This is a genomic window from Varibaculum cambriense, assembly GCF_032557235.1.
GTDB lineage: Bacteria > Actinomycetota > Actinomycetes > Actinomycetales > Actinomycetaceae > Varibaculum > Varibaculum cambriense_C.
On record NZ_JAWGMB010000002.1, the window covers coordinates 205,954 to 221,852 of the forward strand.

The window sequence follows — 15,899 nt, forward strand, 5'->3', positions numbered from 1 at the left end:
TCCCCGTTAATTGGGGCGCTGTGAATTCTTAAGTGAATAGGCCAAACCAAAATCTTCCCGGTTGGGTTTGTCGCGTCCTCGTAAATCAGCAATCGTCCAGGCTACTCGGCAAATCCGGTCAGCTCCCCGCATAGAGATCCGTCCCGACCCCACCAGCCGATCCAGACGTTCTTTCATGCCCGCATCGAGCGTGTGCTTCAAAACCCGGCTGGGAACCCGCGCATTGAGGGCGACTCCTTGCTCTTTCCAGCGCCACTGCGCGCGCTTACGGGCAGCTAATACCCGCTCGCGGATGATCTTGCTGCTTTCTGGAACTTCGGTAGTGGTTAAATCAGTAATTTTAGGGCGCTCTACCCGGCACTGTAGGTCGATGCGATCCATCAGGGGACCAGAAAGCTTGGCTAAATAGCGTACTCGCTGATAAGGGGTACATTTACACTCTTGTCCCAGCTGCCCCCACATCCCGCAAGGACACGGATTTGCCGCGATCACCAACTGGAATGCAGCCGGAAAACTGGTTACCGCTCGGGAGCGATGTACCGTGATCTTTGCAGTTTCGAGAGGTTGCCTTAAAGCATCCAAACTGCGGGATTGAAACTCGGGAGCTTCATCAAGAAAGAGGACGCCGCGATGCGCTAAGGAAATCGCGCCGGGAGTGGCAATACCACTACCTCCTCCGATTAACGCCGGTAACGTAGCAGAATGATGCGGCGCAATAAAGGGAGGACACCGCATCAGTCCCTGAGCAGGTATGAAAGTACCCGCTAAGGAGTGAATAGAAGTTACCTCTAGAGCTTCTTCATCATCAAGCGGCGGTAAAATCCCCGGTAGGCAACGTGCCAACATAGTTTTCCCCGCTCCGGGAACCCCAATAAAACTCAGGTGGTGACCCCCGGCGGCTGCAATCTCTAATGCTTTTCGAGCAAGAAAAGCTCCCCGTACCTCCTGTAAATCTGGGGGATCATCTGGGATAGACTTCTCAGGCAGATTCGGTTTCGCTGGCGCGGTTGCGGCTGCAAGTTCTGCGACCTGAGCCTTCATTTTTCGCATCCCTAAATAATGTAGCGCCTCTACCAGGTGAGATACCCCGATAATCTCTATTCCTTCAATCAGTGATGCCTCTGTAACTGCCTCGGAGGCCACCATTACTTTCTTGAAGCCCGCGCGGCGCGCCGCCAAAACCTGTGGCAAGATTCCTTTTACCCGGTAGACCCGTCCATCCAGGCCCAGCTCCCCGCAAAACACCATCCCGGCTGCGCGTTTTTGTACCCCGGCATAGCGCGAAGCCACTACTGCCAGTGCAATCGGCAAATCAAAACCGGAGCCAGTCTTGGGTAATTCCGCGGGTGAAAGATTAACCGTTAACCGGGTGGGTTCGAAACGCAGACCTGTAGAAGCGATCGCGGCCTCCACCCGTGACCGGGATTCTCTAAGTGAAGCATCCGGCAATCCCACCAGTGCAAACGCCGGTAAACCTTGGGTGTGGTGTGCCTCTACTTTAATCAGGTGGCCACTTAACCCCACCATACCTAGGGCAAAACAAGTTCCGATCTGTGGCATTTTAAATCCCCCGACAGTGGGTAACCACCGGCACTTTTCCCTCGGAAGCATCGATCGCAATCATATCGATGCGCACCCCGCCTCTTGGCCGCACTTCGGGATGGCAGCTGAGCCACAAGCTGACTAATTGACGTAAGCGGAGATATTTTTCGCGCCCTATTCCCCGCTTCGCACCCCCATATTGCGGGGTGGTTCGGGTTTTTACTTCCGCAAAAACTAGACCTGCCGAATGGGGATCCCGGCAGATAATATCGAGTTCCCCAAAGCGACACCGCCAGTTGCGCTCGATTATTTGATATCCGCTGTCTTTAAGCATGCGGGCGGCAAGTTTTTCCCCGGCCGCACCGATTTCGCGGTTTTTCGTTCCCATTCCTTAAGGATTACCTGTTGAAACCGGGAACTAAACTTTTTGTTTTGCGCTCAAGGAAAACCAGCAAATAGCTTCCCTGTGGACAAGCAAAATCGCCAGGTCAGGCGCTAGCACCCAAAAAAGTTGCACGGGTACTCGCCTTAAATAATCGGATCCTAGGCTAGTCTGCTTGTTCCGGAGTGCGTATCAGGTAGTCAAAGGCACTCAGTGCTGCATTAGCGCCAGCTCCCAAGGCAATCACAATCTGTTTATGGGGGGTATTAGTACAATCCCCAGCCGCGAATATCCCCGGCACCGAAGTCGCACCCCGGTTATCTACCTTGATATAGCCATCTTCCAATTGCACCGTTCCCTGCAACCAATCGGTATTAGGAATCGATCCGATCTGTACAAAAATGCCATCCAAATGCAATTGCTGTATCTGGCCTGCGGCGTCACGGTATTCGAGGCCGGTTACGCGATGACCATCCCCCAGCACCCTGGTGGCATTGGCTGAATGGATAACTTTAGTATTAGGCAGCGCCTGGAGCCGATCAACCAGTACCTTGTCGGCTTTCAGCCGGTCTGCTAGGTCAATCACGGTAACTTCCCGCGCCAGAGCCGCTAAGTCAATCGCTGCTTCTAACGCTGAGTTTCCGCCTCCCATCACCGCTACTTTCCGGTCAGCAAATAGCGGACCATCACAGTGCGGACAGAAGGTAACCCCCCGGTTTAAGTATTGTTCTTCCCCGGGGATGTCTAGGCGTCTGAAGTTGGTTCCTACACTGATCACCACACTGCGAGCCCGCAGCAGAGCCCCGCCCTCGGTAGTGACCGGGATTAAGCCGTCCTCGCCGCGCTCCCCGATTTTTTCTATCCGAATCCCACTGATCTGATCCACCGCGTAATCGCGTAGGTTAGCCTGGAAAGTCCCCGCTAACTCTTCTGGTTGAACCCGCTCGAGAGTAATCAGGTTCTCAATCTGTCCACTCTCCAGGACTTGCCCGCCAATCCGGTCGGCTACCATCCCGACTCGCAATTGTTTTCTAGCAGCATAAACCGCGGCCGCAGTACCCCCAGGTCCGCCCCCTACAACTAGCACATCGAAGGGATCCAGGGCGTTCAATCGCTTGAGTCGCAGCCCGGTCATTCCCCGCCCAATCTTGGACACAATCTGCTCGAGGGTTACCCTGCCCTGCAGGAATACTTCCCCATCTTTTATCACTGTAGGCACTGACTGCAGATGGTGATGCTCGAATTCTTCCCAGAAAGTCCCGCCATCTACAGTGGTGTGTTTAATCAGGGGATTAAGCACGGCCATCGCATTTAAGGCCTGTACCACATCGGGACAGTTCATACAGGAAAGCGAAACATAGGTGGTGAACTCGGCGGGCTCGTCGATCTCTTTGATCGCGGTAATAATGTCCTCATCTGCTTTTACTGGATGCCCACCTACCTGCAGCAGTGCCAACACAAAGCTGTTGAACTCGGTTCCGGTCGGTACCCCCGCGAACCGTACGCTGATATCAGAATCCACGCGCCGGATGGCAAAGGAAGGTTTGCGCGGATTTTCCTCCCACTTGACCTGGATCAAGTCCGATAATCCCGCAATCTGGTGCAAAATCTCGGAAGTCTGCTTGGATTGTTCACTGTAGTCAAGCGAAGTAGCCAGTTCAATCGGGTATTTAATCAACCCGATAACTTGTTTTACCTGATCAAGTATCTTTTCTTCTAACATGTTTATAGCTTCCCGGACAGATCAAAAGTCGGGGTGATCGTACTTTCACCCAAATCCCAATTAGCGGGGCATACTTCATCGGGGTGATCGTAAATATACTGAGCTGCCCGCACTTTCCGCAGTAGTTCGCCCGCGCTACGTCCTACTGCATCGGAAGTGGTTTCCACGTATTGAACAATCCCGCTGGGGTCAATCAGAAAAGTACAACGATAGGCACACCCGGACTCTTCATCTAAAGCTCCAAAACCCCGAGAAATCTTGCCGGTAGGATCAGCCACCATGGGGAAAGAAATCTTTTGAATCCGTTTTGAGCTGTTATGCCAGGCTTTATGGGAATGATGCTTATCGGTAGAAACCGAGTAGACCTCCACCCCCATCCGCTGTAGCTGGGCGTAATTGTCAGCTAGATCCTCTAGCTCGGTGGGGCAAACATAGGAAAAATCTGCCGGGTAGAAAAAAACAATTGCCCATTTATCGCGGTAATCTTCACTGGAAACATCGACAAAGGAGTCATTGTAGAACGCTATCCCGGACCAGTCCGGCGCTACAGTATTAATTTTGGACACTGTCAGCCTCTTTCGCCTTTTTACAATCGTTAGCTGTCTAGTAGTTCTCTTATATGGTAACAGTCACTTGCTACCCCGGTTAGGTAAATGCCGAAAGCGAACCCGGATTCTAGATAGTTATTTCCGATTCGGGCAGCTTTTCGACATTTATATCTTTGAAAGAGTAAACCTTTACCCGATTAACAAAGCGGGAAGGACGATAAATATCCCACACCCAGGCATCTTGCAAAGTTACTTCGAAGAAAACGTCCCCACCATTGTTGTGCATTTGCACATCTACCTGGTTAGCCAGGTAGAATCGGCGATCGGTTTCCACTACGTATTTGAAAATGGAAACCACGTCACGGTATTCGCGAAACAGGGCAAGTTCCTGATGATTCTCGTACGCCTCTAGATCTTCAATGCCCAATGTCATCCCTTCTGCGTGCTGAAAACTAGCGGAGGCTGCACCCGTTTTTCCCGGCGAACCCGCCAGGCTCTAGCTAAAGATGCAGAGGTTACCCCCTGCAAATGCCAACTGAGACGATGAGACGAATCTAGCCCCAATTGCGCAATTGCCTGCAGATGTTGCGCGGACGCGTAGCCTTTGTTTTTTGCCCAACCATATCCGGGATCGGATAGGTCGCTCATTAGTCTATCTCGAGTAACTTTTGCTAGCACGGAGGCGGCGGCGATAACTACCGATTTGCCATCACCTTTTACCACAGTGGTAACTTCCCGCGGGATTTCCATTTGCGAGGACGCGCTCGCCGCCGGTGCCGGCTGGTTCGCACTGGCTTCCGCAAATAAATCTGCGGGAGCGGACAGATAGTCAAAACTGCCATCTAAAAGTAGCAGTCGCGGCGAAAAGCCCTGTTGCCCCAGGGCTTTAAGGGCGCGGAAGGCGGCGATCCGTAAAGCGGGAGTTAGTCCTTCTTTATCGATTTCCTCGGCGCTGGACATTCCTACCGCCCAGGCTGCTGGCCAGGAAGAGAGCTCGTCAAACATGGCGTCTCGCCGCCGGGGTGTTAACTGTTTTGAGTCGGTTAAACCGGCAGGCGGCTCTCCCTCGGTGCCATCGATTACCGCTACCCCTACCGCGAGCGGCCCGGCGATTGCCCCGCGGCCGACCTCGTCAATGCCGCCAACGCAGCGCATTTGTAAGGAAGGGACTTTAGCAACAGAACCTGGTAGAAATGAGCCCGCCCCATAGCGGTCTTGGGCGCGTTTGAGCAGAGATAGTTCCAGGTCGCGGGAAGGTATGGTTGCCATTTTAGGGAGCGGGCGGAACCGCCGCGAAAGCATCGGTATTTTTGATCGTCGACAGGTGATTTATCGGCCACATAATGGCGAATGCCCGTCCGGTGACTTGATCCAGGGAAACGAACCCCCGGGAAGGCTCTTTCATATGGAAACGCGAATCCTCGGAATTGGAACGGTTATCGCCCATCACCCAAAGCTTTCCGGCCGGAACAGTCACATCGAATTTGATTAAGGAGGGGGCGCTTCCCGGGTTGATATACCCGCTTTCGTCTACGCTTACTCCGTTAACTTTCAGCCTGCCGTTGGTGTCGCAGCATTGCACTCGATCTCCTGGCAGCCCTACGATCCGTTTCACGAGGTGATTCTGGGAGTCGTCAGGGCGCAGACCTACCCAAATCAGCAATTTTCCTGGCAGGGAGGGACGCGGGGTATCCGCATTACGTTTCAGCCAGTTATCGTCATCTTGGAAAACGATGACATCTCCGCGGTTAAGTTGCCGGTAGTCAGGCACTAGTTTGGAAACGATAATGCGGTCGTTGATTTGCAGAGTTTGTTCCATCGAAGAGGACGGAATCTGGAAGGCTTGCAGTAAGAAAGCTTTGATTATCGCGGAGATAGCTAATGCCACGAACACCATCATTAGGGTTTCGCGCAGCACCACCCACCATTTGGAGGGAGTCTTACGCGCGCGCCGGCCACTATTTGGGGCGGGGATCCCTGTCCCCGGCAGCCCTAAATCGTTTGACTCTCGCGCATCTTTCATACGTTTATCTCCCGCCCTTAATCAACGTTTCCATCATGCCACATATAGCAAATCGGCTCTGCCTACAGGCAGAGCCGATTACTAATTAGCGTGATTAGGAGTCGCGACGCTCTTTAATGCGAGCCGCTTTCCCGTGACGTTCACGCAGGTAGTAGAGTTTAGCGCGACGCACATCGCCGCGGGTTACTACCTCTAACGATTCGATAGTCGGCGAGTTTACCGGGAAGGTACGTTCTACCCCGATCCCGAAGCTAACTTTGCGCACGGTGAAAGTAGCGTTCGGCTGTTTCTTACCGTGGCGGGCAATTACTACCCCCTGGAATACCTGAATACGAGTGTTTCCACCTTCGGTAACGCGCACATTTACTTTTACGGTGTCTCCGGCGCGGAAATCAGGCAGATCCGAGCGCTGGCTCTTCTGGTTAATCTCATCGATGATATTCAATGTAGTTTCCTCATATTGCTTTCGTTCCGCAGGTAACGTCAGCTATCGGGCCGGTCTAGCCGGCGTATCTAGCATTGCTAAGCGGCATTTGCGGCCCCCTGCGGCAGGTTTCGCAGCCTACTTATGCAACCTTGCTTATTGTGCCACGTTTTGCGCCCAAGACGGAACTTTGCGGGTTGTGAAATCCCTAACCGCTATCACATCTCGGTTTTCGATTCCGCCTACTAGGAAGGTGCGGCGCCCGCATTTGCGGTAGCCGTGGTGGCGGTAAAACTTTAGAGCCCGCCGGTTTCCCTGGTTAGTCCCTAAACCAATCTTGGTTAGATGCGGGAAGTGTGTTTGTAGATGTGCGTGGGTTACTTCTAGCATCGCGCCGGCCAGCCCCGAGCCGTGCCAACGCTGATCCAGATAGCATTTAGACAGGTAGGCACAGTTGTCACCTACTGCTTTCACCAGGTTTTCTTCCGGCGGCACAAATCCGGGGTCTCCCCCCTGGGTTAGGGTGTAGCCGGCAGCTTGCCAAGGGGTATCCTCTTGCGCGGGAGCGGCGGGAACAACTTCCGCCAAGATAATTACAGTTCCCGGATCCGCTAGATAGGTTTTAAAAGCCGGCTCACTTAGTTCTTCTTCTACAAAGCGGTTAATGGCATCTGCGGGTAAATAATCCGGGCAGGCCTGCGGGAATAAGCGGGAAGCTAGAGCTGAACAGGTAGCCGCCTCTGCCGGCTGCGCCCGGCGAAACCGTACCCGCTCGAGATAGGGTGCAGGCAGGAATCCTTGGGCAGCCAGGATTTCGCGATCAGATTTTTCGAGGGCGTCGCAAGTTAGCTCCCAGATTAAATCGGGACGCCGCTGGGCAGTTAACATTAGAGACTGCTGACGCCGCCATTTTTTAACTTTCTGGTGATCCCCGCTGAGTAAAACCGCAGGAATATCGAGGCCGCGCCAAGTGGCCGGCTGCGTATAGGCAGGATACTCTAACAAGCCAGACAGTTCATAGGATTCTTCCACCAAGGAACTGGGGTTGCCCACAAAGCCATCCAGTAGGCGGCAGGTGGCTTCTACCAGGGCAACGGCGGCTACTTCCCCGCCGTTTAGCACATAGTCACCCAGAGAAAAAGGTAGCACCTTTACGCCTGGCAACTGCTGATAGTACTGGCTGACTCGCTGGTCGATACCTTCATAACGCCCGCAGGCCACCACCAGATGCTCGGTAGTGGCTGCCAAGTCCCGCACCTGCCGTTGGGTGAGCGGAATTCCCGAAGGAGTAGGAATCGCCAACACCGTTTTAGCCGCACCTGCCTGGTCAATTACTTGATCAATGGCTTTGCCCCACACATCGGGTTTCATTACCATCCCCGCGCCCCCGCCCGCGGGGGCGCGGTCCACGCTGCGATGTACATCTTCGGTCCAGTCTCGCAAGTCCCAGGTATGGATTTGCAAAATCCCGCTAGAGCGGGCTTTGCCCATGAGGGAAACATCTAGGCAATCAAAGAACTGGGGAAAAATCGAAATAATATCTATCCGCATCTGGGAGCCTTTCCGCTGTCTTAAAACAGTCCCGCGGGGGCATCCACGGTAATTACCCGATTTTCCAGGTCAATTCCGGTTACTAAGGCTTTCACAAAAGGCACTTCCACTGTTTGCCCGGCACCAGTACTCACCTGCAGGCGATCTTGGAATCCCCCGATTTCTAGCCCGGTGCACTCCCCCAAGGTTTCTCCCTCGGCACTGATTACCGAAAATCCTTCTAGCTGGCTAGGTGAGTATTCCCCTTCGCGAGATATCTCGGGGGCGAACAATTCGGTACCTCTAATACCCTCGGCGCTCTCCCGGGTATTGATATGGGAAAAAGTTAGGCAGCAGCGATTCTTTATTTCCCGATAGGAAGCCACCGTCCACTCTTCCCCGGCAGCGGTAGTAAGAGTTGCCCCCGCTTGGAAACGTTCGGCGGGATAGTCAGTAAAGGGACGCACTAGTACCTCTCCTTTAAGACCCCGCGCCGGACCTACCTGCCCAACTTTTACCATTTCCATGTTTTCTCCCTTAGATACATCCCTGAATATACCTGCAGATAAAGCGCGAGCCCCATGAATCTTCATGGGGCTCGCCTTTAAAAACTGTCTCTACCGGCGCGAACGACGATCCGTGTCGACTACATCAACCCGAACCGGACCGCGAGTGGACAGCGCACCCATAACTTTGCGCAGTGCCCGCGCGGTGCGACCTCCCCGGCCGATTACGCGTCCGAGATCTTGCGGATTAACCCGCACTTCTAGAAGCTTGCCGCGCCGCATATTGCGTTCATCCACCCGCACATCGTCCGGGTGATCGACAATTCCACTAACTAGATGTTCTAGCGCATCCGCCAACATGTTTAGGCTTCCTCACTCTCGGGAGCAGCTTCTTCAGCTTCTGCGGTTTCTGCCGCTTCTTGTGCTTTAGCTTCCTCGGCTTCTTTAGCTGCTGCTTCTGCCTCAGCCTTAGCTTTTTCTTCGCTGACCTTGGCTTTGCGTTTTTGCGCTTCGTCCGCGGCGGCCTTCACGTTCTTTTCGCGAGCCTGGTCGGCGGTGAGAGTTTCTTTGGTCTTAATCCAGCTTTCAACGTTTTCTTTACCGTTGAAACGGGCAATATCACCCGAGAGCACCAGCAACCGGCGGACTGCGTCCGAGGGCTGCGCCCCTACGCCAAGCCAGTACTGAATACGGTCAGACTTGACCTGAATAAAGGACGGTTCTTCGTTGGGGTTGTACTGTCCAACCTCTTCAATTACGCGACCGTCACGCTTCTTGCGACTATCTACCACTACCACCCGGTAGACCGGGTAGTGAATCTTACCAACACGCTTTAAACGAATACGAACTGCCACTTTTGTGGTTTCTCCTGTTCTATTGACTGTTGAGTGCCCGCCCTAGCCGGTGGGATTCGGCCTGGATCAAGCTCTCGAGACAAGGCCGCCACACAGAGAGGGGGTGTCTTGGCCCGGTACAACTAGCCATTCTGCCAGAATTTAGCTGATAGTTTCCACTTTAAAAGCCGGCGATTAGGCATCTTTGAGCAGTTTCACACCTGTTTTGATTTCAGAGGCAGAAAACCTAGTAGAAAGACCGTATTTATTGTTTCCCCGTGCCTGATCCTCGGCGCCGCCGCGACCTTTTCATTTGAAAGAACAAAGGAATTGTTCTACCGCCACCCGCGCCGTGCGGGGATCCAGATCGCGGGCACTGGCCACAAAGGCGCCCCGCAAATGCTCTGGATCTTCCCGGTTACGGGCAGTTTCATAGGTATGTACCTGTCCCCCAGCTACCCGCACTAGATGGATCCCGGCAGCCACATCCCAGGGACGCATTGCAGTTCCAAAAGCCACCGCAGTATGTCCCGCCGCCACATGCGCCAGATCCAAGGCTCCGGCACCAGGAGAATGCACTGTCGCGTACGCGTTAGCCAGCTTGCCGGCCAATTGCCAAGATTTTTCTACTCGCTGGGGATCTTTATCACGGAAGGGGAAATATCCGGTAATGATTCCTTCATTTTCAACCCGGGCACTCTTTGCGCACATTGGGGTGGCACGCTCCCCCTCGTAGAGGATTGCTTTATGTGCATCGGCGATAAAAAGCTCGCGAGTATAAGGTACATAAATCACCCCGGCCACCGGTTTCCCGTCTAGTTCTACCCCGATTGAAGTGTTGAAATAGGGTATCCCGGCGGCGAAGTTGGCGGTGCCATCGATGGGATCTACTATCCAGCGCACCCGAGATCCCAGATTTTTGACCGTCTCTTCTGCTTGAGCGAGTTCTGCGGTGCCCACTGCCTCTTTACGCTGGGAGGGCTGGGCTTGTTCCCAGGCAAATTCGTCGGTCAAAATCTGTTTAGACCCCGCTCGACGTGACTGTTCAAGGCTAGCGCGCTGTATCTGCTCTAACGTTATTGCCTCAGCGGCAGCTACTTTCTCTTTATCGAGGACGTGTTCCCCGGTTTCCTCCCCCAAAATCCGGGATCCCGGAACCGAAGTGCCCAGCAGATATTGCAGCCTGGCTTCCACGTAGCGGTCATGGATAGTGACCGGATCATGAATGCCAGCTTTTAAGAACACTTCCAAAGGAGCACGAAAAGCTTTGCGCAGGTAAACCCCTACCTGCTGTGCGGCCTCCCCCGCGATTATCATCAATGCGTGGTCAAGGCTCATTCCTGAAGTGCTCATAGCTTCCATTATTACCCTTTTTGGGCTATTAGTCCTAGCTAACCGCAACTGCAGGGGAAAACTTTTGCCCAACTAACGCCACTTGTTCGGGTTTAGTTGCCCGTGCCATCTCACCCCTCGGGTCTGAGGAATAGCGCAGGTAGTCGGCGCGCCCTCCCGGCTCTAGAGCGCCAATCCCCAGATAGTCGCGGGCTCGCCAGGTAGCAAAATCAATAATTTCCCGGGCCGGCACGCCGCCGCGTTCCCACAGCGCCAGTTCCCGCCCCAACTGTCCATGTGGCTGATACCCGCCAGAATCGGTACCGGGCAGCAATTGCACTCCGCTTTGATGGAGCATCGCAAAATGTTCGCGCCGCTGCTCCCACATTTGCTGCATCGTCGCCGCATATACCGGATATTTCTTACCCGCCTGCGCTGCGAACTGATTAAACAGCTCCACCTGCAGCAAAGTTGGGGTGACGGGAATCTCACGGCGGGCGCACTCTTGTGCCTGGTCACTATCGATCCCACTGCCATGTTCGATACAGTCGATCCCCGCTTCCAGTAATCCCGCGATCGCTTTATGGGAAAATGCGTGCGCCGTTACCCGCGCTCCCGCCTGATGGGCAGCTGCAATCCCCTCCTTCAAAATTTCGGTTGGCCACAGGGGATCTAAGTCCGATTCCACTCCATTTGAGCGGTCAATCCAGTCGGCCACTATTTTTACCCAGCCGTCACTTTGCTGCGCTTGGGTGGCCATCACCTGCGGCAAATCACTCAGGTTTTCAACCTCTAGCGGCAGCAGGCGCAGATAGCGTTTTGGACGGGCGATATGGCGTCCGCAGCGAATAATTGGGGGTAATTCGGGATTCCCTAAAATCCCGGGGGCGTATTCCAGGTTTCCGCAGTCGCGAATGGCTAAAATTCCGCAGTCCCGATCTGCCTGTGCCTGCGCTAATGCTTCTTGTGGGGTAGCTATCTGTCCTACCGCCGCGAACCCGATATGGCAATGCACATCGCAAAATCCGGGTAGAAAATAGTCGCCACCAGTGCTGTTATCTTCTCTAAACTCTCCGAAGCATCCGTCCTCGGTGATCGATAACTGCCCGCGCACCCAGCGGGGAGCCTGCCTAGCTTGCTCGCGGTAATAAAAATTTCCGCTCAGCAACTTCATCGCTGACCGAGCATCCGTTTCAAGTCATCGGGCAAATCATCCAAGGTGGGAGCAGCGGCCGGGGCACCTGGTTGGGTAGCACCGATTCCGAAAGCGCTGCCGGCAGCGGGTGCCGGAGCCTCCCCTTTCGTAGCTTGCTGAGCCTCCCACTGTTTTTGCTTCGCCGGATTGCCGAACTTGCGGCGATTCTTCTTGCCTGCCTTCCGCTGTTTCTTGGTAGCTCCTCCGCGCCCGCCCGGCATTCCGGGCATAGCGGGCATTCCGGGGATCCCGCCCCCATTGGACATGCGTTTCATCATTTTCGAAGCCTGCGTAAACCGCTCTACCAGGCCGTTAATCTCGGTTACCGTGGTGCCGGAACCGCGCGCAATCCGGGCGCGCCGCGAACCGTTCAGCAGGGACAAGTCGTCACGTTCTGCCGGAGTCATGGAGTTTACGATAGCTTCGATCCGGTCGATACTTTTCTCATCGAAGGCATCCAATTGGTCGCGGTACTGGTTCATGCCGGGCAGCATTCCCATCAGTTTCTTCATCGACCCCATCTTGCGGAGCTGTTGCAGCTGCGCCATAAAGTCAGTCAGGGTGAACTGGCCTTTTTGCATCTTGCGAGCCAGCGCCTCGGCCTCTTTTTGGTCATAAGCTTTTTGCGCTTGCTCAATCAGGGTGAGCATATCGCCCATATCGAGGATACGTCCGGCCATTCTCTCGGCATGGAAACGCTCAAAATCACCCAAGTTTTCGCCGGTAGAGGCAAAAAGAATCGGTTGCCCGGTTACTCCGCGCACCGATAGCGCCGCCCCGCCGCGAGCGTCACCATCAAGTTTAGAGAGCACTACCCCGGTAAAGCCCACCCCGTCACGGAAGGCAATCGAGGTTTGCACCGCGTCCTGCCCCACCATTGAGTCCAATACGAAGAGGATTTCGTGGGGGTTAATGGCGTCACGGATGTCACGCGCCTGACGCATCATTTCCTCGTCAACGCCCAGGCGTCCCGCAGTATCGACAATGATTACGTCATAGCCTTCGGTAATCGCCAGGTTTAACCCCGAGCGGGCTACCTCGACCGGATCGCCTTGCCCGTCCCCGGATTCGGGGGCGTGAATATCTACCCCGGCCTTTTCGGCGACGATACTTAGCTGCGTAACCGCACCGGGACGCTGGAGGTCACAGGCAGCCAGGAGGACGCGTTTGCCTTCTTCTTCGCGCAGCCACTTTCCGAGTTTCCCAGCCAAAGTGGTTTTACCAGCACCTTGCAGACCGGCCAGCATAAACACGGAGGGTCCGCGCTTGGCATAATGTAGCTGACGGGTCTCGCCCCCCAGAACCTCAACCAGTTCCTCGTGAACAATCTTGACTACCTGCTGGCCGGGATTGAGCGCTTTCGAACGCGCTGCCCCATAGGCTTTTTGCCGCACCGCTTTGGTGAACTGGCGGACTACCGGTAGCGCTACGTCAGCCTCTAATAGGGCGCGCCGAATCTCGGAGACGGTAGCGTCAACATCCGCCTCGGTCAGCAAGCCTTTAGAGCGTAGACGCTTAAAGGAATCGGCTAGGCGATCAGACAGGCTATTGAACAAAGTGGTTTCCTCCTGGAGATAGTTTCGCCGTCTAGTTTACTTCAGCAGCGCGTCTACGAAGTCTTCGGGAACGAAGGGCGCCAAATCATCTGGGCCTTCTCCCAGCCCCACCAGCTTGACCGGCACAGATAGTTCACGTTGTACGCTAACTACGATTCCACCCCGAGCCGTTCCATCAAGTTTTGTCAATACTATTCCGCTGACATCCACCACTTCCGAGAACACCTTTGCCTGTTGCATCCCGTTTTGCCCCGTAGTGGCATCTAGAACCAGCAGGGTCTCGGTTACCGGAGCACTCTTTTCGATTACCCGTTTGACCTTACCTAACTCGTCCATCAAACCGGCTTTGTTCTGCAAGCGCCCAGCGGTATCAACCAACACCACATCCAGGTCTTTTTCTTTTCCGTATTTGACCGCGTCAAAGGCTACAGAGGCGGGGTCAGCGCCCTCTTTATCGGAACGTACTACTTCCACCCCGACCCGCTTTCCCCAAGTCTCTAGCTGGTCAGCGGCGGCCGCCCGGAAAGTATCAGCTGCTCCCAGCACGACTGACTTGTTTTCCGCCACCAAAATACGGGCAATCTTGCCTACGGTAGTGGTTTTCCCGGTGCCATTTACTCCTACGGCGAGGACGATCCCCGGCTTTGTCCCATCGGCCTGCTCTAGATTTAGGCTGCGATCTAGATCCGGGTTTACCAGTTCAATCAGTTTTGCGCGCAGAATCTCCCGGATTTTCTCCGGATCGGAAGTTCCCAGCACTTTCGCTTGGGTGCGCAGATCTTCCATCAGTTCATCGGTAGCGGCAATCCCTAAATCCGCCATTAGCAAGGTATCTTCTATTTCTTCCCAATCTTCCGCACTCAGGTCTCCGCGACCGAGCACCCCCAGCAGCATTTTTCCGAAGGAACCAGATTTCGCTAGGCGTGAGCGCAGCCGCTGCATTCGTCCTTGGGCGGGTTCGGGGGTTTCGAAGGCGGGCTCAGTGCTTTCTTCTTCCTGCGTGTCCGGCTGAGCTTGCTCCTCGCAAGCCGGAGCTTCGCGCGGTTCCGTCACCGGTGAAGCTGCTTGCGCTGCTAGTGATTCCGGCTCCGTAGCTTTAGGCTCCGCAACCGCGTCCTCTTCAGCAAGCGTTGGCGCACTCTCTTCCGCGGTAACTGCAGGTTCTTCAGACTGGTCAACTACTTCAGTTTCCGGCTGTTCGGTGGCAGTTACTGCCTGCTTCTCACCTGTTTCACTCGCGCTAGCTCCAAGTTGTTTGGCTTTGGAGGCCTCTAGCTGCTTTTTAGTTTTCGCCGAGCGCGCTGCCAGCGCGCCGCCAGTTCCCACTAATGCCAGAACCAGAACTACAACCACAATCCCGAGGGGTGAAAATAGAAAATCCATATCCCTATTGTCACCTATTGGGGCGCTCAGGTCATATTAGCTGGGATTCTAAAGCCCAAGCTTGCTATCTAGGCAGGTAGGTTACTTATTATTCTGCGTGTACTCGCTGCCAAGAAATTTTATCTACGTGGAAGGTCTCCTCTGGGGGCAGATCATTTTCGTCCTCGCGAATCTCACTTTCACCAGGATCCGGAGTGAATTTGCGTGCCCAACGACGTATAGGTTTGGCAGGCTTAGAGCTTTGCTGCTCCGAATTACCCTGCTCCGAATTTGCGCTCTCCAAAGCTTGGTCATCCGCCGCTGACTGCGCTTTCTGGCTAGGTATAACGGGCGAGATTGCTGATTTCCCACTAGGAACTACCGGGACATAACTGGTGGCGTCTTCAGGATCTTTCGTAACCGAAACCGCTTCATTTTTAGGGAGGCGACGCCGCCGCGCGGGAGCGAAAGTGGGAGGTAGCTGCCCGGCAGGAACCTCATCAGCTGCCGGTAAGTTCGCCGCTCCATTTGCCCGCGAGGTTTCCTTTTCTGCCCGCCGCGCACGAATCGCGCCCACTTCTTCTCCCCACATTTGCCCGGCGGCACTGCGCAAACTCTCGACTTCGGCGAGAGGATTTGCCGAATCACCAGGGGAAGCCTCGGCTAATAAAGTATCTAAGCGAACTCGCTGCCCACTAGATTCGCCGCGGGAACGATAGTCGTTTTCTTGCCAGGAGTCCGCGGACTCGCGTATCCAATTGCGAATCCCCCCACCGGGACGACGGGTACGAACCATTACCGCTACCACCAGCACCCCAATCAACACAGCGACGCCAATGCCTACGAATAGCAAGATCAACGGTTCAGTCACGTTTCTATTATGCCCAGAGTTAAAGAATTTACCGATCTTAGCTCTTGTCCGATACCAAACTGTTACCAGAAT

At 54.5% G+C, this 15,899-nt stretch carries 17 protein-coding genes; all 17 read right to left on the reverse strand.

Features of this window, described 5'->3' with window-relative positions:
- Nucleotides 1–6 precede the first annotated feature (6 nt).
- The 17 genes from E6072_RS02715 to E6072_RS02795 all read right to left on the reverse strand — a co-directional run bounded on the left by E6072_RS02715 (nucleotide 7) and on the right by E6072_RS02795 (nucleotide 15,827).
- Nucleotides 7–1,560, reverse strand: coding sequence for a YifB family Mg chelatase-like AAA ATPase (locus tag E6072_RS02715; RefSeq protein WP_316693549.1), 1,554 nt, complete (start codon nucleotides 1,558–1,560; stop codon nucleotides 7–9).
- Between the two features lies 1 nt (nucleotide 1,561).
- On the reverse strand, nucleotides 1,562–1,930 hold the full coding sequence (locus E6072_RS02720) for a YraN family protein (protein ID WP_316693551.1): 369 nt from the start codon (nucleotides 1,928–1,930) through the stop codon (nucleotides 1,562–1,564).
- Nucleotides 1,931–2,090: 160 nt separating this feature from the next.
- Entirely contained in the window at nucleotides 2,091–3,647 is a 1,557-nt protein-coding gene (ahpF, locus tag E6072_RS02725; RefSeq protein ID WP_316693553.1) for an alkyl hydroperoxide reductase subunit F, read from the reverse strand.
- A 2-nt stretch (nucleotides 3,648–3,649) separates the two neighbouring features.
- On the reverse strand, nucleotides 3,650–4,213 hold the full coding sequence (locus E6072_RS02730) for a redoxin domain-containing protein (RefSeq protein WP_316693555.1): 564 nt from the start codon (nucleotides 4,211–4,213) through the stop codon (nucleotides 3,650–3,652).
- A gap of 109 nt (nucleotides 4,214–4,322) precedes the next feature.
- Entirely contained in the window at nucleotides 4,323–4,628 is a 306-nt protein-coding gene (locus E6072_RS02735) for a DUF2469 domain-containing protein (RefSeq protein ID WP_022864068.1), read from the reverse strand.
- Nucleotides 4,625–5,464, reverse strand: coding sequence for a ribonuclease HII (locus E6072_RS02740; RefSeq protein ID WP_316693557.1), 840 nt, complete (start codon nucleotides 5,462–5,464; stop codon nucleotides 4,625–4,627). The genes E6072_RS02735 and E6072_RS02740 overlap by 4 nt, the downstream gene beginning before the upstream one ends.
- 1 nt (nucleotide 5,465) lies before the next feature.
- The gene (gene lepB, locus E6072_RS02745) at nucleotides 5,466–6,218 is read right to left on the reverse strand and encodes a signal peptidase I (protein WP_316693559.1); all 753 of its coding nucleotides are present in this window, start codon (nucleotides 6,216–6,218) and stop codon (nucleotides 5,466–5,468) included.
- Between the two features lie 94 nt (nucleotides 6,219–6,312).
- Nucleotides 6,313–6,663 (reverse strand): 50S ribosomal protein L19, encoded by a 351-nt coding sequence (gene rplS / locus E6072_RS02750; RefSeq protein ID WP_022864071.1) that lies wholly within the window; start codon nucleotides 6,661–6,663, stop codon nucleotides 6,313–6,315.
- 135 nt (nucleotides 6,664–6,798) lie between these two features.
- The gene (gene trmD / locus E6072_RS02755; RefSeq protein ID WP_316693560.1) at nucleotides 6,799–8,193 is read right to left on the reverse strand and encodes a tRNA (guanosine(37)-N1)-methyltransferase TrmD; all 1,395 of its coding nucleotides are present in this window, start codon (nucleotides 8,191–8,193) and stop codon (nucleotides 6,799–6,801) included.
- A gap of 20 nt (nucleotides 8,194–8,213) precedes the next feature.
- A complete protein-coding gene (gene rimM, locus E6072_RS02760) occupies nucleotides 8,214–8,699 on the reverse strand; it encodes a ribosome maturation factor RimM (RefSeq protein WP_316693561.1) in 486 nt (161 codons plus the stop codon).
- A gap of 90 nt (nucleotides 8,700–8,789) precedes the next feature.
- Nucleotides 8,790–9,038 (reverse strand): RNA-binding protein, encoded by a 249-nt coding sequence (locus E6072_RS02765; RefSeq protein WP_022864074.1) that lies wholly within the window; start codon nucleotides 9,036–9,038, stop codon nucleotides 8,790–8,792.
- 2 nt (nucleotides 9,039–9,040) lie between these two features.
- Entirely contained in the window at nucleotides 9,041–9,532 is a 492-nt protein-coding gene (gene rpsP, locus E6072_RS02770; protein WP_278605839.1) for a 30S ribosomal protein S16, read from the reverse strand.
- Nucleotides 9,533–9,820: 288 nt separating this feature from the next.
- Nucleotides 9,821–10,864: an inositol monophosphatase gene (locus E6072_RS02775; protein WP_316693562.1), complete on the reverse strand. Its 1,044-nt coding sequence runs from the start codon at nucleotides 10,862–10,864 to the stop codon at nucleotides 9,821–9,823.
- A 34-nt stretch (nucleotides 10,865–10,898) separates the two neighbouring features.
- On the reverse strand, nucleotides 10,899–12,017 hold the full coding sequence (locus E6072_RS02780; protein WP_316693563.1) for an amidohydrolase family protein: 1,119 nt from the start codon (nucleotides 12,015–12,017) through the stop codon (nucleotides 10,899–10,901).
- Entirely contained in the window at nucleotides 12,014–13,594 is a 1,581-nt protein-coding gene (ffh, locus tag E6072_RS02785) for a signal recognition particle protein (protein WP_316693566.1), read from the reverse strand. Before ffh ends, E6072_RS02780 begins: the two co-directional genes overlap by 4 nt.
- A gap of 36 nt (nucleotides 13,595–13,630) precedes the next feature.
- Entirely contained in the window at nucleotides 13,631–14,977 is a 1,347-nt protein-coding gene (ftsY, locus tag E6072_RS02790; protein ID WP_316693567.1) for a signal recognition particle-docking protein FtsY, read from the reverse strand.
- 88 nt (nucleotides 14,978–15,065) lie between these two features.
- Nucleotides 15,066–15,827: a hypothetical protein gene (locus tag E6072_RS02795; protein ID WP_316693568.1), complete on the reverse strand. Its 762-nt coding sequence runs from the start codon at nucleotides 15,825–15,827 to the stop codon at nucleotides 15,066–15,068.
- Nucleotides 15,828–15,899: the final 72 nt, after the last annotated feature.